Raw genomic sequence first — 20537 nt, forward strand, 5'->3', positions numbered from 1 at the left:
GTCGGGCGGGTTTCAGGCGCCGTGCATGCGGCGCTGGAGCAGCAGCTCGTGGTACAGGCACAGCGGCATGGCGATGAAGCCCATGCCGATGCAGTAGATGAGAAGGCTGGCGAGCGGGAAGTCCGCGCGCGAAAGCGCAGGTACCGAAACGACAACCGCAACCAGCGCAATGAGCGCGATCACGGCCTTCAGCGCCCGTCCGCAAAACGCGGCACGCGCATCCAGGGAATTGTCACGCCCCTCTTTTTTGGCGCGCATCGTGGCGCGCTCGTCTCCGTTGTTGTGCATGGCCTCTCCGCAGTCATGGCTAGGCTCCCTGACCGCTTCTTACCATGCGCCTTCGGGAAGCGGCAACCTAGCAGCTTCCCTACGGAGAGTTTTCAGCTCGTGTGGCGATCCTCAGTTCAGGCCGATGGTCGAGGCGCGCCGGCGCAACAGCGTCGCCCGCCCAGGGTCACGCTCGTCCAGTGCATTGGCCGCCACCAGCAGCTTGCCCATCTGCTCCACCTCCGTCAGCACCTTGCCCGGCTGCAGCAGCGCATCCAGCAGCGCGGATGCCTCGCGGGCCAGGACGCTCATCGCGGCCTGAAGGCGGCTGGGCAGGGTAGGGGTGGAAAGGGTCCTTTCGGCGGTCGACATGACTGACTCCTTGGTGGGTGTGCATCGATCCTAGGGTCCGCACCGATATAAGTACAACGAGTTTTATTGCCAGATCAATGCAATATTTCTGCATTGATCTTGGAGACAAGCCCATGGACATCGGCCTTGCGCGCACCTTTCTCGCCATTGCCGAGACCCGCAGCTTCCAGCGCGCGGCGGAGCGGCTGCACGTCACGCAGACCGCCATCAGCGCACGCGTGCGGGCACTGGAGGACCAGTTGGGGCGCCCCTTGTTCGTGCGCAACAAGGCCGGGGCCGTGCTCACCTCTGCCGGCGAACAGTTCATGCCGCATGCGCGCACCCTGGTCCAGGTCTGGGAGCGGGCGCGGCAGCAGGTGGCCGTGCCAGAAGGCCGGCGGGCGGTGCTGGCACTGGGCTGCGAAACCAGCCTGTGGCATCCGCTGCTGCCGCGCTGGCTGGTGCGCATGCGCGAGCGGGCGCCCGACCTGGCACTGCGCTGCACCGTGGGCCCTGCGCGCGAGTTGCTCGACCAGGTGGCCGGCGGCGTGCTGGATGCGGCCATTGCCTATGCGCCGCAACAGCGCCCGGGCCTGCGCGTCGAACTGCTGATCGAAGAACGGCTGGTCATGGTCAGCACCGATCCGGAAACCCGCGTGCCGCGGGCGGCCGACTACGTGAACGTGGATTGGGGCCCGGAGTTCGAGATGCAGCACGGCCTCGCCTTTCCGCAGCTGTCCAATGCGCCGGTACAGACGGGCCTCGGGCCGCTCGGGCTGGAATACGTGCTGGCGGCCGGCGGCACCGGCTACTTCCGGCTGGAGGTCGCTCGGTCCCACATTGAAGCCGGCCGGCTGCACCGGGTGCCGGATACCCCGGAGTTCCTGTATCCGGCCTATGTGGTCTATGCGGCGGGCGCGGAGCCGCCGGCGTTGCACGAAGCCCTCGAGGGCTTGCGCGAGATGGCGGGCAACCTGCCACCGCCGGGCAGCCTCTCAGCCGGGTATCCGGAAAAAGCCTAGGGTGCGCGCGCCGGAAACTTGACGCGGGTCAAGCGCGACGCGGCGACCCGGCACACAGAATCCGCCAAGAAAGCGGACTCGTGTGAACAAGAGACAAGCCTTAGTTCAGGCCGATGCGCGAAGCGCGCGTGCGCAGCGCTGCGGCGCGCGCCGGATCGGTGGCCTGCACCGCATTGGCGGCCACCAGCAGGGCACGCATTTGCTCCACTTCGCCCAGGATCTTGCCGGGGTTGAGCAGCGCCCCGATGAGGACGGAGGCTTCGTCGACGAAAGTCTTCAGCGCGCCGGTGAAGCCACCGGAAACAGCGGTTGCGGAGGACGGGGTCAGCGTGGACATGGAACGGAACTCCTCGGATGTGGAATCTACGGATTGACTCCATTTTATAGGGTTTTCCCGCATTTCAGGGAAAACCCTCGAATTCCGAACTGCTTTCAGCGGGAACCGGCGGTTTCGCACGCCTTCACCTCCACAGACGGCCAAGCCGACAAACACTTCAACAGGCCGCACGCATGACGACCCTGATCTACACCCACGAAGACTGCCTGGAGCACCGTCCCGGACCGCACCACCCCGAGTCGCCCGAGCGGCTGCGCGCCGTGCTGGCCGCGCTCGAGGCGCCGGAGTTCGCCAAGGCGCGCTGGCGCGAGGCGCCGCTGGGCACCCGCGAGCAGGTGCTGCTGGTGCACACCGCCGACTACGTGGCCAGCGTCGAAGCCATGGCACCGATGGAGGGCTACCAGCTGCTCGATGCAGGCGACACGATCATGTCGCCCGGCACACTGCAGGCCGTGATGCGATGCGTCGGCGCTGCGTGCGCGGCCGTGGACGCCGTGGTCGCCAAGGAAGCGCGCAACGCCTTCTGCGCCACGCGGCCGTGCGGCCACCATGCCGAGGCCGACCGCGCCATGGGCTTCTGCGTCTACAACCAGGCGGCGATTGCCGCGCTGCATGCACGGCATGCACACGGCATCAGGCGCATCGCGGTGGTGGACTTCGACGTGCACCATGGCAACGGCACCCAGCACGCCTTCTGGTCGGACCCGGAGCTCTTCTACGGCTCCTCGCACCAATCGCCCTTCTATCCGGGCACGGGCGCGCGGCAGGAAAGCGGCGTGGCGCACAACATCGTGAACGTACCGCTGTCGATGGCCTGCGACTCCCCGACCTTCCGCGCACGCATCAACCAGGACCTGCTGCCGGCGCTGCGCCGTTTCGAGCCCGAGCTGCTGATCATCTCGGCCGGCATCGACGCGCATTTCAAGGACCCGCTGGGCGGCCTGAGCCTCACCGACGACGACTTCCACTGGATCACCACCGAACTGGTGAAGGTGGCGGACGCCACCGCGCAGGGGCGCATCGTCTCCGTCCTCGAAGGCGGCTACAGCCTGCAGGCATTGGCGAGCGGCACGGCCGCACATGTGCGTGCGCTGATGCACGCATGAAGCGGCGCAAAGGCGCCGGCTCGGGCGCGGGTTGACCCGCATAGGGATTGCTCGAAAAGTTGACCACGGTCAATCCGCGAATGTCTCGCGGCGCGCAGCATCTGCCTTCGTTGGGCTTTCGTTCGTGCCGTGCGTGCGAACGAAAGCTCAAGCATCGAGAAGAAGAGCTGCACCAACTTTTAGGAGACAACATGATCAAGAGCCTCGCGTCCCGTGTTCGGTCCTGTCGTACGAAAGTCTGCGCCGCTGCCGTGCTGGCCCTCGCCGCCGCAGTGCCCGCCCATGCATGGGAGCCCACCAAGCCTGTCGAATTCGTGGTGCCCGCCGGCACCGGTGGCGGCGCCGACCAGATGGCGCGCCTGATCCAGGGCATCGTCGTCAAGCACAAGCTGATGAAGGAGCCGCTGATCGTCGTCAACAAGTCGGGCGGCGCGGGTGCCGAGGGCTTTCTCGCGATCAAGGAAGCCAAGGGCGATCCGCACAAGATCGTGGTGACCCTCTCGAACCTCTTCACCACCCCCATGGCCACCGGCGTGCCCTTCAACTGGAAGGACATGACGCCCGTGGCGATGATGGCGCTCGACCAGTTCGTGCTGTGGACCAATGCGGACGAGCCCTACAAGACGGCCAACGAATACATCGCGGCCGTGAAGGCTGCAGGCCCGAGCAAGATGAAGATGGGCGGCACCGGCTCCAAGCAGGAAGACCAGATCATCACGGTGGCGCTGGAAAAGGCGACCGGCACCAAGTTCATCTACGTGCCCTTCAAGGGCGGCGGCGAAGTGGCGGTGCAACTGGTGGGCGGCCACATCAACTCCACCGTGAACAACCCCATCGAGGCCGTCGCCCAGTGGCGCGCTGGCAAGCTGCGCGCGCAGTGCGTGTTCGACGACCATCGCATGCCCTACAAGGCCAAGGTGACCGAGACCCAGTCCTGGAACGACATTCCCACCTGCAAGGAATCAGGCGTGCCCACGGCCTACACGATGCTGCGCGGCATCTTCATGCCCCCCGGCGTGAAGCCCGAAGAGCTGGCCTTCTACGTGGACCTGCTGGCCAAGGTGAAGGCCACGCCGGACTGGGCCGAGTACATGGAAAAGGGTGCCTTCAACCAGACCTACATGACGGGCGAACCCTTCAAGAAGTGGCTGACCGACGCCGAAGCCACCCACAAGACGCTGATGACCGAAGCCGGCTTCATTGCGGCCAAGTAAGCGCACAAGCAACCCTCCACCGCCCCGACGTGCCGGCTCGGCCGGACGCCTCCACCTCCGCTCGCGGGGCAGTGGGCGGGGCGGTGCTGCCTGTTTTGTTCTTGAGACCTACGATGGGGAAGATCCATGGAGCATGAGGAGTCAGCCCGAACGGGCATCGCCACCTGGGTGGTGGAAGCGGCGGTCGCAGCGGTACTGCTGGTGGTCGGCATCGTGGTGATATTCGAGAGCCGGCGCCTGGGTGCCGGCTGGACCAGCGACGGACCGGGGTCGGGCTACTTCCCGTTCTACATCGGGCTGATCATCACCATCTCGGCGCTCGGCACCCTGTACCAGACCGTGCTGGGCAAGGAGCGCAACACCGAGGTGTTCGTCGACCGCGAGCAACTGGGCCGCGTGCTCAGCGTGCTGCTGCCGGCGGCGGTGTATGTCGGCGCCATTGCGCTGGCGGGCATCTATGTGGCGTCGGCCATCTACATCGCCCTGTTCATGATCGTGCTGGGCAAGTACTCGTGGATCAAGAGCGTGGTTGCCGCGCTGGCGATCAACGTCGTGCTGTTCTGCATGTTCGAAGTGTGGTTCAAGGTGCCCCTGTACAAGGGCTCGCTCGACCCGCTCGCCTTCCTCGGCTACTAAGCACAAGCGGAGCGACAAGAAATGGACGAGATCAATGCCCTGATGTCGGGCTTTGCGGTGGTCATCACTCCCATGAACGTCCTGCTGATGTTCGTGGGCATCATCCTGGGCGTACTCATCGGCGTGCTGCCGGGCCTGGGCGGCGCCAACGGCGTGGCCATCCTGCTGCCGCTGACCTTCACCATGTCGCCGACCTCGGCGATCATCATGCTGTCGTGCATCTACTGGGGCGCCCTCTTCGGCGGCGCCATCACCTCGGTGCTCTTCAACATCCCGGGCGAGCCGTGGTCGGTGGCCACCACCTTCGACGGCTATCCCATGGCGCAGCAAGGACGCGCGGGCGAGGCGCTCACCAGTGCCTTCACCTCGTCGTTCATCGGCGCGCTGGTGGCGGTGGTCATGATCACCTTCCTCGCGCCGCTGGTGGCGAAGTTCGCGCTCAAGTTCGGCTCGCCCGAGTTCTTCTCGGTCTACCTGCTCACCTTCTGCAGCTTCGTGGGCATGGGCAAGGGCTCGCCCTTCAAGATCCTCGCATCGATGGCGCTGGGCTTCGCCCTGGCGGCCGTCGGCATGGACACCGTCACCGGCCAGCTGCGCCTGACCTTCGGCCAGCCCGAACTCATGCGCGGCTTCGACTTCCTGATCGCGGTGATCGGCCTGTTCGGCATCGGCGAAATCCTGCAGTCGATGGAGGAAGGCCTGAGCTTCCAGGGCAAGACGGCCAAGATCGACCCGAAGGTGGTGCTCAAGACCTGGGCCCAGCTGCCCAGGTACTGGGTCACCTCGGTGCGCAGCTCGCTGATCGGCATCTGGATGGGCATCACCCCCGGCGGTGCCACGCCGGCGTCGTTCATGAGCTACGGCCTGGCCAAGAAGATGTCGCGCAACGGCAAGAACTTCGGCCAGGGCGAGATGGAAGGCGTGGTGGCCCCCGAGACCGCCGCGCACGCCGCCGGCACCAGCGCCCTGCTGCCCATGCTGGCGCTGGGCATTCCAGGCTCGCCCACCGCGGCCGTGCTGCTGGGCGGCCTGCTGATCTGGGGCCTGCAGCCTGGGCCGCTGCTGTTCGTCGAGCAGAAGGACTTCGTGTGGGGCCTGATCGCCTCCATGTACCTGGGCAACATCGTGGGCCTGATCGTGGTGCTCAGCACGGTGCCGCTGTTCGCATCGATCCTGCGCATTCCGTTCTCGATCATCGCGCCGGTGATCATCGTGATCTGCGCCATCGGGGCCTACACGGTGCACAACGCGATGCTCGACATCTGGTTCATGCTGGGCTTCGGCGTGGTCGGCTACCTGTTCAAGAAGCTCGACTATCCGCTCGCGCCGCTGGTGCTGGCCCTGGTGCTGGGCGACAAGGCCGAGGACTCGTTCCGCCAGGCCATGCTGGTGTCGCAGGGCGACGTGATGATCATGTTCTCCAACCCGCTGGTGGGCAGCATCACGACGCTGGCGCTGCTGATGCTGGTGTGGCCGCTGCTGGGAAAGCTGCTGGCCCTGGTCAAGGCGCCGAAGGCGGACGAGTTCCATAAGGAGCGGCCGGTGGACTGAGTCCGGCCGGCCGCAAAAAAAGGCGCCTTCGGGCGCCTCTTGCTTTTTGGAAAGACCTCAGATCTTTCCCTTGGCTCGCAAGCGGCTCAAGGTTTCCGCGGAGAGGTTCAGGTACGACGCGAGTTCCTTGCGCGGAATGCGGTCGATCAGCTCCGGATGCTTGCGCATGAAGCGATGCACGCGCCCCGGCGCATCCAGCAGGTGCAGCGTGATGGTGTGGGCCATGATCTCGCTCATGCCCTTCATCACCGCGTACTCGAAATGCTCCTTGGCTTCGGGGTGCCGGTTGAGAAACGCGATCCACTCCTTCAGCGGCAGCGTGGCCACCCGCGCCTTGGTCACGCACACGATGCCGTAGGGTGTGGGCGTGCCCAAGCGCAGCGCCGCGTAGCTCGTCTCCATCTCGTGCTCGTCTGCAAAGCGCAGGATCATCTCCTTGCCCTCCGCATTGCTCACCACGCGCTTGAGGATGCCCTCGAGGATGAAGTACTGGGCCATCTCGCGCACGCCCTGGTGCAGCAGAAAGTCGCCCTTGTTGCCGTCCACCACCACGAGGTGGCTTTCCAGTTCGGTTCGTTCGCTGTCGCTCAGGTCCTTGAGCACCACGTTCTCCCGGAGCTGGAGACGAATGATGTTTTTCTCCGGGTGGTTTTCCAACAAGGTCATGGGGTGTTTTCTTCGCTTCGCCTGTCGCCGCAACGCTGCTTGCCGGCGTCCTTTTTTGGAAAGTTGATCTTGGTCAACGCGCCCGAGGCATGGCGCGAATCATAGTCTGACCGTTCAAGCAATACGCAGAAGGAGAGACATGTCTTCAGTCACCACCGACAAGCAGGCAGCGGCGCTGGATCCAGCGATTGCGCGTGCCATCAAGAGCATCGCCGACGAGACGCCGGAGCAAGAAACCACCGACGGTTTCCACCTGGTGATCGATGCACTCAAGCTCAACGGCATCGACACCATCTTCGGCCTGCCGGGCATTCCGATCACCGACCTGACCCGCATGGCCCAGGCCGAGGGCATGCGCGTGATCTCCTTCCGCCACGAGCAGCACGCGGGCAACGCCGCCGCCGCGGCCGGCTTCCTGACGCAAAAGCCCGGCATCTGCCTGACGGTGTCGGCACCCGGCTTCCTCAACGGCCTGACGGCGCTGGCCAATGCCACCACCAACTGCTTCCCGATGATCCTGATCAGCGGCTCTTCGGAGCGCGAGATCGTCGACCTGCAGCAAGGCGACTACGAGGAGATGGACCAGCTGGCCATCGCCAAGCCGCTGTGCAAGGCCGCCTTCCGCGTGCTGCATGCGCAGGACATCGGCGTGGGCATCGCACGCGCCATCCGCGCCGCGCTGTCGGGCCGCCCCGGCGGCGTGTACCTGGACCTGCCGGCCAAGCTGTTCTCGCAGACCATGGAAGCGAAGGCCGGCAAGGCATCGCTGATCAAGGTGGTCGATCCGGCACCGCGCCAGATCCCCTCGGCCGAATCGGTCAAGCGCGCACTGGACCTGCTCAAGGGCGCCAAGCGTCCCCTGATCCTGCTGGGCAAGGGCGCTGCATACGCGCAGGCCGACGCCGACATCCGCGCCCTGGTCGAGAAGACCGGCATCCCCTACCTGCCCATGTCGATGGCCAAGGGCCTGCTGCCCGACACGCATGAGCAGTCGGCGGCCGCCGCACGCTCGTACGTGCTGCAGGAAGCCGACGTGGTGCTGCTGGTGGGCGCGCGCCTGAACTGGCTGCTCTCGCACGGCAAGGGCAAGACCTGGGGCGCCGAGAAGGGTCCGAAGAAGTTCATCCAGATCGACATCGCCCCCACCGAGATCGACAGCAACGTGGCCATCGAGGCCCCGGTGATCGGCGACATCGGCTCCTGCGTCTCGGCCCTCGTGGCGGGCCTGGGCAGCAACTGGGCCAAGCCGCCGGCCGAATGGACCGGCGCCATCGCCGAGCGCAAGGACAAGAACCTGTCGAAGATGGCCCAGACGCTGGCTGCGCGTCCGTCGCCGATGAACTTCCACAGCGCGCTGTCGGTGATCCGCGAGCAGGTGCGCCAGCGCCCGGACGCGATCTTCGTCAACGAAGGCGCCAACACGCTGGACTTCGCCCGCTCCATCGTCGACATGTACGAGCCGCGCAAGCGCCTGGACGTGGGCACCTGGGGGATCATGGGCATCGGCATGGGCTTCTCCGTGGCCGCCGCAGTGATCACGGGCAAGCCGGTGATCGCGGTCGAGGGCGACAGCGCGTTCGGCTTCTCGGGCATGGAGGTGGAAACCATCTGCCGCTACAACCTGCCGGTGTGCGTGATCGTGTTCAACAACAACGGCGTGTACCGCGGCACCGACGTGAACCCCAGCGGCACGCCTGACGTGGCGCCCACCGTGTTCGTGAAGAACGCACGCTACGACAAGCTGATGGAAGCCTTCGGCGGCGTGGGCGTGCATGCCACCACCGCCGACGAACTGCAGAAGGCGCTGGCCGAAGCCGTCGCCTCCGGCCGCCCCACCCTCATCAACGCAGTCATCGACGAGACCGCCGGCACCGAAAGCGGTCGCATCACCAGTCTCAACCCGGCCACGGCCAAGAAGAAGTAACCCAGGCAAAGTTCAAGGAGAACGAACATGAGCAACAAACCTCTCGACGGCATCAAGATCATCGACTTCACGCACGTGCAGGCCGGCCCGGCCTGTACCCAGATGCTGGCCTGGTTCGGCGCCGACGTGATCAAGGTCGAGCGCCCCGGCGCCGGCGACGTCACGCGCTCGCAGCTGCGCGACATTCCCAACGTGGACGCGCTGTACTTCACCATGCTCAACAGCAACAAGCGCTCCATCACGCTGGACACCAAGACGGCCGAAGGCAAGGCCGTGCTGGAGAAGCTGGTGAAGGAATCGGACGTGCTGGTGGAGAACTTCGGCCCCGGCGCACTCGACCGCATGGGCTTCTCGTGGGCCCGCATCCAGGAGCTGAACCCGCGCCTGATCCACGCATCGGTCAAGGGCTTCTCCGAAGGCCACCACTACGAAGACCTGAAGGTCTACGAGAACGTGGCGCAGTGTGCCGGCGGCGCAGCCTCGACCACCGGCTGGTGGAAGGGCGAGAACTCCGAGCCCACCATCTCGGCTGCAGCCCTCGGCGACTCCAACACCGGCATGCACCTGGCCATCGGCATCCTGACGGCCATCATCGGCCGCGAGAAGACCGGCAAGGGCCAGAAGGTGGCCTGCTCCATGCAGGACGCCGTGCTGAACCTGTGCCGCGTGAAGATGCGCGACCAGCAGCGCCTGGAGCGCGTGGGCTACCTCGAGGAGTACCCCCAGTACCCGCACGAGATGGAAGCCTTCGCCAGCAAGGTCACGCCGCGCGGCGGCAATGCCGGCGGCGGCGGCCAGCCGGGCTGGATCCTGAAGTGCAAGGGCTGGGAGACCGACCCCAACGCCTACATCTACTTCACGGTGCAAGGCCACGCCTGGGAACCCATCTGCGACGCGCTGGGCAAGCCCGAGTGGAAGACCGACCCGGACTACACCACGGCCAAGGCACGCCAGCCGCACATCGAGCAGATCTTCGCCACCATCGAGGATTTCATCAAGGACAAGACCAAGTTCGAGGCGGTGGACATCTTCCGCAAGTACGACATTCCCTGCGCCCCGGTGCTGTCGATGGCCGAGCTGCTGCGCGACGAGTCGCTGCGCAAGAGCGGCTCGATCGTCGAAGTGCAGCACAAGGAGCGCGGCAGCTACTTCACGATCGGCAGCCCGATCAAGTTCTCGGATCTCAAGCCCGAGATCACCGCTTCGCCCCTGCTGGGCGAGCACACCGACGAAGTGCTGGCCGAACTGGGCTACAGCAAGGACCAGATCGCCAAGATGCACGAGAGCAAGGTCGTCTGACCTGAACCCGCCGGGCCCCCGGCGGCCCGGCAGGGCCGGCCGCGCGGGTTAACCCGAGAGGGACTTGCGGTGAAATGTGGCCGGTGGCGCGAGGGCGGCGAGCTTTCGTGCGCACCGGCCTTTCTTTTGCCCCACGGAGACAGACATGAGCGACACGAACGACAACAACAAGACGAATGCCCCGGCCATCGACCTCGGGCAACTGGTGGAGGGTGCAGGCGACGGGATCTGCGTGTGCGATGCGCGCGGCAACATCATCCTGTGGAACGCGGCCTGCGAACGCATCTTTGGTTTCTCGCGCGAAGAGGCCATGGGCCGCTCGCTCGATCTCATCATTCCCGAGCGGCAGCGCCAGCGCCACTGGGACGGATATGAAAAGACGATGGAAACGGGCATCACCCGCTACGGCACCACCTTGCTGAAGGTACCGTCGTTGCACAAGGACGGGCACACCATTTCCATCGCATTCACCGTGTCGCTGCTCAAGGGCAGCGACGGCAAGGTCAACGCCATCGTCGCCATGGTTCGCGACGAAACCGAGCGCTTCCAGGAGGAGCGCAAGCTGCGGGCCCGGCTCGCAGAGGCTGAACGGATGATCAATTCCACAGGAGATGCTCGATGAGCAAGGCTTTGGAGGGTGTTCGCATCCTCGATTTCACGCACGTCCAGTCCGGACCGACCTGCACGCAACTGCTGGCCTGGTTCGGCGCCGATGTGATCAAGGTGGAACGCGCCGGTGAGGGCGACGCCACCCGCAGCCAACTGCGGGACATACCCGGCGTGGACAGCCTCTACTTCACCATGCTCAACCACAACAAGCGGTCCATCACGCTGGACACCAAGAAGCCCGAAGGGCGCAAGGTGCTGGACCGCCTGATCAAGACCTGCGACGTGCTGGTCGAGAATTTCGCGCCCGGCGCGCTCGACCGCATGGGCATCACGTGGGAACACATCCACGAGCTCAACCCGCGCATGATCGTGGCCTCGGTCAAGGGCTTCGGCCCGGGCAAGTACGAGGACTGCAAGGTCTACGAGAACGTGGCGCAGTGCGCCGGCGGCGCGGCGTCGACCACCGGCATGGAAGACGGCATTCCGATGGTGACCGGCGCGCAGATCGGCGACAGCGGCACCGGCCTGCACCTGGCGCTGGGCATCGTCGCGGCGCTGTACCAGCGCACCATGACCAACCGCGGCCAGAAGGTGCTCGCGCCCATGCAGGACGCGGTGCTCAACCTGTGCCGCGTGAAGCTGCGCGACCAGCAGCGCCTGGACCGCACCGGCACCATGCACGAGTACCCGCAATATCCCGACGGCAAGTTCGGCGACGCGGTACCGCGCGCCGGCAATGCATCGGGCGGCGGCCAGCCGGGCTCCATCCTCAAGTGCAAGGGCTGGGAGACCGACCCCAACGCCTACATCTACTTCATCACCCAGGGGGCCGCCTGGCCCGCCATCTGCCGAGTGATCGGCGAGGAAGGCTGGATCGAGGACGAGGCCTACGCCACGCCGCAGGCCCGCCTGCTGCACCTCAAGCCCATCTTCAAGCGCATCGAGCAGTGGACCATGACCAAGACCAAGTTCGAGGCCATGGACATCCTCAACCAATACGACATTCCCTGCGGGCCGATCCTGTCGATGAAGGAGATTGCCGAAGACGAATCGCTGCGCGCCACCGGCACGCTGGTGGAGGTGGACCACCCCACCCGCGGCAAGTACCTGACGGTGGGCAATCCGATCAAGCTGAGCGACAGCCCGACCGAGGTGACCCGCTCGCCCCTGCTGGGCGAGCACACCGACGAGGTGCTGGGCCAGCTGGGCTACAGCGCCGACGAAGTCGCGGCGCTGCGCGAACTCAAAGTGGTCTGAACGCCGCCGCGCGAGCGGCTGCAATCCCAAGGCCGCCGTGCGCGGCCCAGGAGAGCCGCTCGCCGAAATGCATAACTGATCATTGATGATCTGAATTAAATACTTTGACTGTTATTTATTGATCGAGCCGCCCAAGATTCACCCAGTGCCGCCGCTTTCCGCCTTTCATCCTCAACCCGCGGCACAAGTACAAGGAATCTGGTCATGGTCAACGATCTGCCCACCCAATACCTCGACGAAGAACTCGATCGCAATGCCTTCAACGCCGCATTCAATGAACTGGGCCTTCGCTGGTACTGGGACTGCGATACCTACGTCGCGCTGCTGCGCGAACGTGCCGATGCACCGGCACGCGTGCGCTACTACCTCGAGTCGCAGCAGCCGCATCTGCTGCGCGCCTACGACGTCGACTTCCTGGGCGGCGTCATCCTGGAAAAGACGGCCGAGCACAAGCGCCGCATGGCGCAGTCCGGCCCCCTGGCCACCGCGCCATTCAACTGGGCCGAAACGCTGGGACGCGAACTCGGCATCTGAGCAACCCGCAGCCTGAAGGGACACACCGTGCGAATCGACAACAACACCAGCCCCGGCCCCGCGCCGGCCCGCGCCTACCAACCGGTGGACGCGCCTCCCGCGCCGCAGCGCCGCTGGCTGCGCTTTCGCCACGCGGGCAAGACCGGCTTCGGCGTTCTGCACGGCAACACGGTGCACGAGTGGCACGGCGACATGTTCGGCGAATGCTCGCCCACCGGGTCCATCTTCACGGTGGCCGAGATCGAACTGCTCACGCCCACGCAGCCGACCAAGGTGATCGCGCTGTGGAACAACTTCAAGGCGCTGGGCGAGAAGCTGCAGCTGGCGGTGCCGGCCGAGCCGCTGTATCTGGTGAAGACACCCAACTCCTACCTCGCGCCCGGCCTCGCCATCCGCCCGCCGATCAGCGGCGGCAAGGTGGTGTTCGAGGGCGAACTGGGCATCGTCATCGGCAAGACCGCCACCGCGGTGAGCGAAGCGGACGCGCTGGACCATGTGTTCGGCTACACCTGCGCCAACGACGTCACGGTGGCCGACATCCTCAACCGCGACGCATCCTTCGCCCAGTGGGTGAGGGCCAAGGGCTTCGACACTTTCTGCCCGATGGGCCCGGTGGTCGCCACCGGCCTCGATCCGGCCACGCTCACGGTCACGACGCTGCTGGACGGCCAGGTCCGCCAGAACTATCCCGTGAGCGACATGCGATTTTCGGTGGCGCAGCTGGTGAGCCTCATCTCCATGGACATGACGCTCTACCCCGGCGACGTGATCCTGTGCGGCACATCCATCGGCGTGGGCTCGATGAAGCCGGGCAGTCATGTGGAGGTGGACATTGCCGGCATCGGCCGCCTGTCCAACCCGTACGGCAGCGCACCGACCTGATTTCAAAACTCCCGGGAAGACTCTCATGAAGATTGCAGTGATCGGCGCCGGCGCCATCGGCGGCCTGGTGGGCGCAAAGCTCGCCCTGGCTGGCGAGGACGTCACTTTCATCGTCCGCGGCAAGAACCTGGAAACCATACGCGCCAACGGCTTCAAGCTGATCAGCGCCGAAGGCCAGGAAGAAGTCGCGCGGCAGGTCAAGGCCACCGACCGCTATGAAGAAGCGGGTCCGCAGGACGTGGTGATCCTGGCCATGAAGGCCCACCAGCTGGAGGCGGTGCTCAAGGACCTGCCCCGGCTCTTCGGCCCCGATACGGTGGTGGTCACCATGCAGAACGGCATTCCCTTCTGGTACTTCCAGAAGCATGGCGGCACGCTGGAAGGCCACACGGTGCGCAGCGTCGACCCCGACGGCGCCGTGGCGGCGGGCATCCCGGCCTCGCGCATCCTCGGCTGCGTGGTCTACCCCGCGTCCGAACTGGTGGCGCCGGGCGTGGTGCAGCACATCGAGGGCGAGCGCTTCCCGCTGGGCGAACTCGACGGCAGCACGACCGAGCGCGTCCAGCGCGTGGCCGATGCGCTGACCCGCGCCGGCTTCAAGTCGCCGGTGCTGGACAACATCCGCGCCGAGATCTGGCTCAAGCTGTGGGGCAACCTGACCTTCAACCCGATCAGCGCGCTGTCGCATGCCACGCTGGTGGACATCTGCCAGTACCCGCTGTCGCGCGAACTGGCCGCCAACATGATGCGCGAGGCGCAGACGGCCGCCAACAAGCTGGGCATCGAGTTCCGCGTGCCGCTGGAAAAACGCATTGCCGGCGCCGAGAAGGTGGGCAAGCACAAGACATCGATGCTTCAGGACGTCGAAGCCGGCCGCGCCCCCGAGATCGATGCGCTGGTGGGTTCGGTGGCCGAGCTGGCACGGCTGACCGAAACGCCCACGCCGCACATCGACACGGTGTATGCACTCGTGAAGCTGCTGGCACGCGGCATGGAAGAAGCCGGCGCCGGTGTGCGCATGCAGTCTGCGGGCTGAAGCCCCCGAAACGCCCCCTCGAACCTGGGGCCGCGCGCCCCTGAAGGGCAGAAAACAAAAAAGCCACCCGAAGGTGGCTTTTTTGCTTCTTGCTTGCAATGAAAGAAGAACTTGGAGCGGGAAACGAGACTCGAACTCGCGACCTCAACCTTGGCAAGGTTGCGCTCTACCAACTGAGCTATTCCCGCGAAGACATCGATTATATGACAAAAAAAAGGGCTCTCCGGACGGAGCCCTTCGAATTTGTCAGCGCACCGGCCCGAGCGGCACGATCTTCTGGATCAACGCTTCGCCATCGGACAGCAGGAAGTCCTTGAAGGCCTGCGCCACCGGCGGCAGCCGCTTGGTGCGCCGGTGCACCACGTACCAGTTGCGCATGAGCGGAAAGCCCTGCACATCCAGCACCGCCAGCGTGCCCGTGCGCAGTTCCAGGCTGAGCGTGTGTGCCGACAAAAAGCCCAGGCCCATGCCGGCGATCACCGCCTGCTTGATGGTCTCGGTGCTGCGGATCTCCATGGCCATGCGCAGCTGCGGCAAGTGCTCGCCGAAAGCGTCTTCCAGCGCATGCTGCGTGTCGGAGCCTTTTTCACGCAGCACGAAGGGCTCCTTCATGATGCGCGCCATCGGAATCTTCTTGCGCCCCACCAGCGGGTGCTGCGGCGCGGCCACGATCACATACGGGTGGGGTGCGAAGGCCTGCGCCACGGTGTCCATGTCGGTGGGCGGACGCACCATCACCGCCAGGTCGGTCTGGTTTTCGCTGATGCACGCGAGAAGCTCGGCCCGGTTGTGCACCGTGAAGTTGAGCGTCACGCCCTTGTTGCGGCCGGCGAACTCGACCAGCAGGCGCGGCAGGAAGTAGTCGCCCGCGCTGATCACGCCCACGTTCAGGCGCCCGCCCGTCACGCCCCGAAACTGCGTCATCGCGGCTTCGGCCGCTTCGAACTGCCCGATGATGCTGCGGCTGATGGTGAGGAGCTCCGCACCCGCGGCCGTCAGGTAGACCTTCTTGCCGAACTGCTCGAACAGCGCGTTGCCCGCATGCTCCTCGAGCTTGCTCACCTGCGTGGAAACGGCCGGCTGCGTGAGGTGCAACTCTTCGGCCGCCCGCGAGAAGCTCAGGTGGCGCGCCACCGCCTCGAACACCTTCAGCTGGCGCAGGGTGGCGTTCTTCACCGGGGGCCCACCCCCCTGCGCGGGCAGCGCGGTCTCATTGCAGAGTCAGGATGGTGCAGCCTGTGGTCTTGCGCGCCTCCAGGTCACGGTGCGCCTGCTGCACGTCGGCCAGGGCGTAGCGCTGGTCGATCGGGATCTTCACCGCGCCGTTTTGCACCACCGCGAACAGGTCGTCGGCCATGGCCTGCGTGCTTTCGCGCGTGGCCATGTGGGTGAACAGCGTGGGCCGCGTCATGTACAGCGACCCCTTGGACGCCAGCAGCCCCATGTTCACCGGCGGCACCGGCCCCGAGCCGTTGCCAAACACCGCCAGCAGGCCGAAGGGGCGCAGGCAGTCTAGCGAGCCTTCCCAGGTGTCCTTGCCCACCGAGTCGTAGGCCACCTTCACGCCCTTGCCGCCGGTGATCTCCTTCACGCGCTGCGCAAAGTTGTCCTTGGTGTAGTTGATGCAGTGGGCCGCGCCATGGTCCAGCGCCAGCTGGCACTTGGCATCGGTGCCGGCCGTGCCGATCAGCTTCAGGCCCAGCGCCTTGGCCCACTGGCAGGCGATGAGGCCCACGCCGCCCGCGGCCGCGTGGAACAGGATGTGGTCGCCCGGCTGCAGGCCCTCGGCCGGCAGCGTTTTCTTCAGCAGGTACTGCGCCGTGAGGCCCTTGAGCATCATGGCCGCGCCCGTCTCGAAGGAGATGGCATCAGGCAGCTTGCACACGTTCCTGGCCGGCATCACGCGCAGATCGCAGTAGGCACCGGGCGGCTGGCTGGCATAAGCAGCGCGATCGCCCGCCTTCAGGTGCGTCACGCCCTCGCCCACCGCCTCGACCACGCCGGCGGCTTCCATGCCCAGTTGCAGGGGCATGGCAAAGGGGTAGAGCCCGCTGCGCTGGTAAGTGTCGATGAAGTTCAGCCCCACCGCATGGTGGCGGATGCGGATCTCGCCCGGGCCGGGCTCGCCCACCTCGACCTCGACCAGCTTCAGTTCTTCAGGACCGCCATTGCGGTCGATGCGGATGGCTCTGCTCTTCATCATCGATCCTCGGAAAGTGCTTGCAAACCGCCGGATGTTGCCACGAAGGCCGAGCACGCGCAGGCGGCGGGCCACAAGCAGCCGGAACCTGCGATGTCACATAGGCGATACCGGATCCGGGAAAGCCCAGCCCGGGGCCGCGGCCTGCGACCTCTACGCTCGGCCCCGCGGATGCGGCGCTCGCAGGAGCTCCCGATCTGCCTTTGCGCTTTCTTCAAGAACACAACAACGCCCGGAGACTCAACTGATGCAAATGACCCGCCACGCCTGGATGGCCGCTGCCCTGCTCTCGCTCGCCGCGTGCGGAGGAGGTAGTTCCCCGCCGCCTGCTCCCGCTCCCGCGCCGGCACCTGCGCCAGCCCCGGCGCCCGCCCCGGCCCCTGAAGAAAAGCGCGCACAAGACGACCGCAGCTTTGCGCCGTCGCCCCAGGACGCCCAGGCCACCACCTTCGACGCTATGGCTTCCGCCCCGTCCGACACGGTGGACATGAGCACCACCAGCCGCTGGGCCGGCATGCTCGACGGCGCGGCCTATCACGTGGAAGTGCCGCAGAACTGGAACGGCAAGCTGGTGATGTACGCACACGGCTACGCCGGCCAGGGCAGCACGCTGGGCATTTCCGATCCTTCCATCCGCCGGCACCTGATCCAGAAGGGCTATGCCTGGGCGGCTTCGAGCTACAGCAAGAACTACTACGACGTGCGCGCCGGCGTCGAGGACACCAATGCCCTGGCGCTGGCCTTCGGCGATATCGCCAAGAAGAACGGCCGCACGCTGGCCGCGCCGACCAAGACCTTCATCATCGGTCACTCGATGGGCGGCCACATCGCCGGCGCAGCGGTGGAAAAGGAGACGCTGGCCACCGCCAACCACAAGGTGAGCTATGCGGGCGCCGTGCCCATGTGCGGTGTGATGGGCGACACCCAGCTGTTCGACTACTTCGCGGGCGCGCAACTTGCCGCTCAGGCGCTGACGGGCTATGCCGGCTCCGCCATGACGGAGTGGAAGAACATCCAGGCGAATGTCGTTCCGCAGCTGATGACGGTCGGCCAGGATGGCTCGATCACACCTGTCGGCCAGCTCGGCCTGGCCTATGCCGGCGTGATCATGAACCTCACCGGCGGCCCGCGGCCCTTGTTCGACGTCGGATTCGGCAAGGGGCAGTCCTTCCTGGCGCCCATGCAACTGGCCTTCGGCGGCGACGGCACGGTGGACGGCATCCTCAACAAGAACGTGCTGGACACCAGCAGCATCGTCTACAACACCGGCGATGCGCCCTCTTCGGCGCAGCTCAATGCCATCGTGCAGAAGCTCACGGCCGCGCCGGACGCCAACCGCCTGCGCACCGATGGCCTGCGCTGGATTCCGCAGGTCAACGGCGAGTTCAGCGTACCGGTGGTGACGCTGCACACCCTGGGCGACCTGTTCGTGCCCTTCGGCATGGAGCAGATCTACCGCAAGCGCGCGCAAGCCAAGGGCAGCGACGGCATGCTGGTGCAGCGGGCCATCCGCGGCATCACGCACTGCGACTTCACCATCGCCGAGCAGGTCCGGGCCTTCGACGACATGATCAACTGGGCGGAGAACAACGTGAAGCCCGCCGGCGACGACGTGCTGACGCCCGCGACAGTGGCCGCCGACGGCTACGGCTGCACCTTCTCCGAGGTGGCTCCCGCCAGCCCGGACGATACCGACCAGATCAAGGGCGTGCGCGCCCTGCTGGCCTCGGTCAAGGCGTGCCCTGCCCCGTAACGCACCCGCGGAAAACGAAAGGGCCGGTTCCAGGACCGGCCCTTTTTCCTTGAAGACTGGAATCGAATCAGTACGTCCCAGGGTACGCCCCGCCGTCCGGCAGGATGTTCTGGCCCGTCAGGTAACCCGCCTGCACGCTGCACAGGAAGGCGCAGATGGCGCCGAATTCCTCGGCCGTTCCGTAGCGGCCCGCCGGAATCTGCGCCTGCTGCACGCGCCGCACCTCGTCGACCGACTTGCCGCTCTTCTTGGCCGCGGCGCTGATGGTGCCGCCCAGGCGGTCGGTGTCGAACTTGCCGGGCAGCAGGTTGTTGATGGTGACGCCCTTGGCCGCAATACTGCTGCGCGCCACGCCCGCGACAAAGCCGGTGAGGCCGCTGCGCGCACCGTTGGACAGGCCCAGGATGTCGATGGGCGACTTCACCGAGCTGGAGGTGATGTTGACGATGCGCCCGAAGCCGCGCTGGGCCATGCCGTCCACCGTGGCCTTGATCAGCTCGATGGGCGTGAGCATGTTGGCGTCCACTGCCTTGATCCAGGCCTCGCGGTCCCAGTCGCGGAAGTCGCCGGGCGGCGGGCCGCCCGCGTTGGTGACCACGATGTCGAAGTCGCGCTGCAGCGCGAACACCTGGGCACGGCCGGCTTCGGTGGTGATGTCGGTGGCCAGCGCGCGCACCGTGGCACCGCCGGTGGCCGCCGTGCGCAGCTGCGCGGCAGCGCTGTCCAGCGCCTCCTGGCCGCGCGCGACGATCAGCACGTTGACGCCCTCGCGCACCAGCGCCAGCGCGCAGCCATAGCCCAACCCCTTGCTCGCACCGCACACCAGTGCGGTGCGGCCTGCAATGCCCAGATCCATGTGGAAAGCTCCGAAGAAGAAGAAAGAAAGCGAATTCTGAAGCGCCGGAACAAGCCGCGCTTCAGCGGCCTGCGCGCGTGAAGACGAATATTCCGGCGATGACCAGGAGCGTACCCGCTGCGATCCATGCGGTGAACGGCTCGCCCAGAATGACCACGCCCATGAGAATGGTGGACATGGGGCCGACCATCCCGGTTTGCGCCGCCATGGCAGGGCCGATGCGCTCGATGGCCATCATCACCATCAGCACGGGCACGGCGGTGCACAGGGTGGCATTGAGCACCGACAGCCAGATCACCTGCGGCGCCACGTTGAGCGCCACGTCCAGCGGGCGCAGCAGCAGGAACTGCGCAATGCACAGCAGGCAGGCCACGCTCGTGGCCAGGCCCACCAGGCGCAGCGAGCCCAGCCGCTTGACGAATTCACCGCTGGCCACCAGGTAGATGGCGTAGCTCACCGCGCTGAGGAACACCAGCAGCGCGCCCCAGGCGGCTTGCCAGCTCGCGCCAATGGCGGCCTCATGGCCGAACACCAGCAGCACGCCGGCATAGCTGATCGCCATGCCCAGCAACTGGCCGCGCGTGATGCGGCGGCGATAGGCGACCCAGCCGAAGAACAGCACCAGCGTGGGGTTGAGATACAGGATGAGCCGCTCCAGGCTCGCCGTGATGTAGGCCAGCCCCGCAAAGTCGAGGAAGCTCGCCAGGTAGTAGCCCGACACGCCCAGGCCCAGCACGCCCAGCCAGTCGCGCCGCGTGAGCGGCGGCTTGCCGCGCCCCGCCCACCAGGCCATGACCGCGAACAGCGGCAGCGCGAACAGCATGCGCAGCATGATCAGCGTTACCGCATCGACCTGGTAGCGGTAGGCCAGCTTGACGATGATGGCCTTGCCGCTGAAGGCGATGGCCCCCAGCGTCGCCAGAACAAGACCCGTGCCCAGCCCCTGCTGCTGCCCTTGAGAGCCGTGCGAGGACGGCGGGACAGATGCGGTCGTGGCGGTAGTGGTGATGGGTCGGGCAGCTTGTTCTGACATGGAG

Annotated in this window: 21 protein-coding genes and 1 tRNA gene; 13 read left to right on the forward strand and 9 right to left on the reverse strand. The window is 66.0% G+C overall.

Annotated elements, in window-relative coordinates:
• Positions 1-12 precede the first annotated feature (12 nt).
• Both VSO01S_RS05955 and VSO01S_RS05960 read right to left on the reverse strand, forming a co-directional pair.
• Positions 13-258, reverse strand: a complete 246-nt coding sequence (locus VSO01S_RS05955; protein ID WP_153305144.1) for a hypothetical protein — start codon at positions 256-258, stop codon at positions 13-15.
• 141 nt (positions 259-399) lie between these two features.
• Positions 400-639 (reverse strand): hypothetical protein, encoded by a 240-nt coding sequence (locus VSO01S_RS05960; protein WP_153305145.1) that lies wholly within the window; start codon positions 637-639, stop codon positions 400-402.
• Positions 640-752: 113 nt separating this feature from the next.
• Between VSO01S_RS05960 and VSO01S_RS05965 the strand changes: the two genes are divergently transcribed.
• Positions 753-1640, forward strand: coding sequence for a LysR family transcriptional regulator (locus VSO01S_RS05965; RefSeq protein WP_068640885.1), 888 nt, complete (start codon positions 753-755; stop codon positions 1638-1640).
• Between the two features lie 100 nt (positions 1641-1740).
• Here the strand turns inward: VSO01S_RS05965 and VSO01S_RS05970 are convergent, their stop codons facing one another.
• On the reverse strand, positions 1741-1977 hold the full coding sequence (locus tag VSO01S_RS05970) for a hypothetical protein (RefSeq protein WP_068640886.1): 237 nt from the start codon (positions 1975-1977) through the stop codon (positions 1741-1743).
• Between the two features lie 173 nt (positions 1978-2150).
• Here VSO01S_RS05970 and VSO01S_RS05975 point away from each other — a divergent pair, with 173 nt between their 5' ends.
• The 4 genes from VSO01S_RS05975 (at position 2151) to VSO01S_RS05990 (ending at position 6484) form a co-directional block, all read left to right on the forward strand.
• Positions 2151-3083, forward strand: coding sequence for a histone deacetylase family protein (locus tag VSO01S_RS05975; protein WP_068640887.1), 933 nt, complete (start codon positions 2151-2153; stop codon positions 3081-3083).
• A gap of 191 nt (positions 3084-3274) precedes the next feature.
• Positions 3275-4297 (forward strand): Bug family tripartite tricarboxylate transporter substrate binding protein, encoded by a 1023-nt coding sequence (locus VSO01S_RS05980; RefSeq protein WP_068640888.1) that lies wholly within the window; start codon positions 3275-3277, stop codon positions 4295-4297.
• Between the two features lie 126 nt (positions 4298-4423).
• Entirely contained in the window at positions 4424-4933 is a 510-nt protein-coding gene (locus tag VSO01S_RS05985; protein ID WP_068640889.1) for a tripartite tricarboxylate transporter TctB family protein, read from the forward strand.
• A 21-nt stretch (positions 4934-4954) separates the two neighbouring features.
• On the forward strand, positions 4955-6484 hold the full coding sequence (locus VSO01S_RS05990) for a tripartite tricarboxylate transporter permease (protein ID WP_068640890.1): 1530 nt from the start codon (positions 4955-4957) through the stop codon (positions 6482-6484).
• Between the two features lie 57 nt (positions 6485-6541).
• Here the strand turns inward: VSO01S_RS05990 and VSO01S_RS05995 are convergent, their stop codons facing one another.
• Positions 6542-7150: a Crp/Fnr family transcriptional regulator gene (locus VSO01S_RS05995; protein ID WP_068640891.1), complete on the reverse strand. Its 609-nt coding sequence runs from the start codon at positions 7148-7150 to the stop codon at positions 6542-6544.
• A 139-nt stretch (positions 7151-7289) separates the two neighbouring features.
• Between VSO01S_RS05995 and oxc the strand changes: the two genes are divergently transcribed.
• The 7 genes from oxc (at position 7290) to VSO01S_RS06030 (ending at position 14691) form a co-directional block, all read left to right on the forward strand.
• Entirely contained in the window at positions 7290-9074 is a 1785-nt protein-coding gene (gene oxc, locus VSO01S_RS06000; RefSeq protein WP_068640892.1) for an oxalyl-CoA decarboxylase, read from the forward strand.
• Positions 9075-9101: 27 nt separating this feature from the next.
• Complete coding sequence (gene frc, locus VSO01S_RS06005; protein ID WP_068640893.1) at positions 9102-10373, forward strand: formyl-CoA transferase; 1272 nt, start codon at positions 9102-9104, stop codon at positions 10371-10373.
• Positions 10374-10518: 145 nt separating this feature from the next.
• Complete coding sequence (locus VSO01S_RS06010) at positions 10519-10995, forward strand: PAS domain-containing protein (RefSeq protein WP_068640894.1); 477 nt, start codon at positions 10519-10521, stop codon at positions 10993-10995.
• Complete coding sequence (gene frc, locus VSO01S_RS06015) at positions 10992-12239, forward strand: formyl-CoA transferase (RefSeq protein WP_068640895.1); 1248 nt, start codon at positions 10992-10994, stop codon at positions 12237-12239. The genes VSO01S_RS06010 and frc (VSO01S_RS06015) overlap by 4 nt, the downstream gene beginning before the upstream one ends.
• A 204-nt stretch (positions 12240-12443) precedes the next feature.
• Complete coding sequence (locus VSO01S_RS06020) at positions 12444-12773, forward strand: HAD family hydrolase (protein WP_068640896.1); 330 nt, start codon at positions 12444-12446, stop codon at positions 12771-12773.
• 84 nt (positions 12774-12857) lie between these two features.
• Entirely contained in the window at positions 12858-13655 is a 798-nt protein-coding gene (locus VSO01S_RS06025) for a fumarylacetoacetate hydrolase family protein (RefSeq protein ID WP_068640918.1), read from the forward strand.
• Positions 13656-13680: 25 nt separating this feature from the next.
• A complete protein-coding gene (locus tag VSO01S_RS06030) occupies positions 13681-14691 on the forward strand; it encodes a 2-dehydropantoate 2-reductase (RefSeq protein WP_068640897.1) in 1011 nt (336 codons plus the stop codon).
• Between the two features lie 112 nt (positions 14692-14803).
• On the opposite strand, the gene VSO01S_RS06035 is transcribed toward VSO01S_RS06030, so the two are convergent.
• From VSO01S_RS06035 to VSO01S_RS06045, 3 genes are all read right to left on the reverse strand, one after another.
• Positions 14804-14879, reverse strand: a tRNA-Gly gene (locus VSO01S_RS06035).
• 58 nt (positions 14880-14937) lie between these two features.
• Positions 14938-15867, reverse strand: coding sequence for a LysR family transcriptional regulator (locus VSO01S_RS06040; protein ID WP_068640898.1), 930 nt, complete (start codon positions 15865-15867; stop codon positions 14938-14940).
• A gap of 34 nt (positions 15868-15901) precedes the next feature.
• Entirely contained in the window at positions 15902-16891 is a 990-nt protein-coding gene (locus VSO01S_RS06045; protein WP_068640919.1) for a quinone oxidoreductase family protein, read from the reverse strand.
• 247 nt (positions 16892-17138) lie between these two features.
• Between VSO01S_RS06045 and VSO01S_RS06050 the strand changes: the two genes are divergently transcribed.
• On the forward strand, positions 17139-18644 hold the full coding sequence (locus VSO01S_RS06050; protein WP_068640899.1) for an alpha/beta hydrolase family protein: 1506 nt from the start codon (positions 17139-17141) through the stop codon (positions 18642-18644).
• A gap of 67 nt (positions 18645-18711) precedes the next feature.
• On the opposite strand, the gene VSO01S_RS06055 is transcribed toward VSO01S_RS06050, so the two are convergent.
• Together VSO01S_RS06055 and VSO01S_RS06060 are read right to left on the reverse strand one after the other, a co-directional pair.
• Entirely contained in the window at positions 18712-19500 is a 789-nt protein-coding gene (locus VSO01S_RS06055; RefSeq protein ID WP_068640900.1) for an SDR family oxidoreductase, read from the reverse strand.
• A gap of 61 nt (positions 19501-19561) precedes the next feature.
• Positions 19562-20533, reverse strand: coding sequence for a DMT family transporter (locus tag VSO01S_RS06060; RefSeq protein ID WP_084241708.1), 972 nt, complete (start codon positions 20531-20533; stop codon positions 19562-19564).
• Positions 20534-20537 lie beyond the last annotated feature (4 nt).

The organism is Variovorax soli NBRC 106424 (assembly GCF_001591385.1).
Taxonomy (GTDB): domain Bacteria; phylum Pseudomonadota; class Gammaproteobacteria; order Burkholderiales; family Burkholderiaceae_C; genus Variovorax; species Variovorax soli.

Excerpts from the sequence above, each read along its gene's own strand:
- VSO01S_RS05985 (WP_068640889.1), top strand. The coding sequence starts at position 4,424 with ATGGAGCATGAGGAGTCAGCCCGAACGGGCATCGCCACCTGGGTGGTG.
- VSO01S_RS05965 (WP_068640885.1), top strand. The coding sequence starts at position 753 with ATGGACATCGGCCTTGCGCGCACCTTTCTCGCCATTGCCGAGACCCGC.
- VSO01S_RS06055 (WP_068640900.1), bottom strand. The coding sequence starts at position 19,500 with ATGGATCTGGGCATTGCAGGCCGCACCGCACTGGTGTGCGGTGCGAGC.
- VSO01S_RS06020 (WP_068640896.1), top strand. The coding sequence starts at position 12,444 with ATGGTCAACGATCTGCCCACCCAATACCTCGACGAAGAACTCGATCGC.
- VSO01S_RS05955 (WP_153305144.1), bottom strand. The coding sequence starts at position 258 with ATGCGCGCCAAAAAAGAGGGGCGTGACAATTCCCTGGATGCGCGTGCC.
- VSO01S_RS05970 (WP_068640886.1), bottom strand. The coding sequence starts at position 1,977 with ATGTCCACGCTGACCCCGTCCTCCGCAACCGCTGTTTCCGGTGGCTTC.
- VSO01S_RS06010 (WP_068640894.1), top strand. The coding sequence starts at position 10,519 with ATGAGCGACACGAACGACAACAACAAGACGAATGCCCCGGCCATCGAC.
- oxc (WP_068640892.1), top strand. The coding sequence starts at position 7,290 with ATGTCTTCAGTCACCACCGACAAGCAGGCAGCGGCGCTGGATCCAGCG.
- VSO01S_RS05995 (WP_068640891.1), bottom strand. The coding sequence starts at position 7,150 with ATGACCTTGTTGGAAAACCACCCGGAGAAAAACATCATTCGTCTCCAG.
- VSO01S_RS05990 (WP_068640890.1), top strand. The coding sequence starts at position 4,955 with ATGGACGAGATCAATGCCCTGATGTCGGGCTTTGCGGTGGTCATCACT.
- VSO01S_RS06030 (WP_068640897.1), top strand. The coding sequence starts at position 13,681 with ATGAAGATTGCAGTGATCGGCGCCGGCGCCATCGGCGGCCTGGTGGGC.
- VSO01S_RS05980 (WP_068640888.1), top strand. The coding sequence starts at position 3,275 with ATGATCAAGAGCCTCGCGTCCCGTGTTCGGTCCTGTCGTACGAAAGTC.
- VSO01S_RS06050 (WP_068640899.1), top strand. The coding sequence starts at position 17,139 with ATGCAAATGACCCGCCACGCCTGGATGGCCGCTGCCCTGCTCTCGCTC.
- frc (WP_068640895.1), top strand. The coding sequence starts at position 10,992 with ATGAGCAAGGCTTTGGAGGGTGTTCGCATCCTCGATTTCACGCACGTC.
- VSO01S_RS06060 (WP_084241708.1), bottom strand. The coding sequence starts at position 20,533 with ATGTCAGAACAAGCTGCCCGACCCATCACCACTACCGCCACGACCGCA.
- VSO01S_RS05960 (WP_153305145.1), bottom strand. The coding sequence starts at position 639 with ATGTCGACCGCCGAAAGGACCCTTTCCACCCCTACCCTGCCCAGCCGC.
- frc (WP_068640893.1), top strand. The coding sequence starts at position 9,102 with ATGAGCAACAAACCTCTCGACGGCATCAAGATCATCGACTTCACGCAC.
- VSO01S_RS06045 (WP_068640919.1), bottom strand. The coding sequence starts at position 16,891 with ATGAAGAGCAGAGCCATCCGCATCGACCGCAATGGCGGTCCTGAAGAA.
- VSO01S_RS05975 (WP_068640887.1), top strand. The coding sequence starts at position 2,151 with ATGACGACCCTGATCTACACCCACGAAGACTGCCTGGAGCACCGTCCC.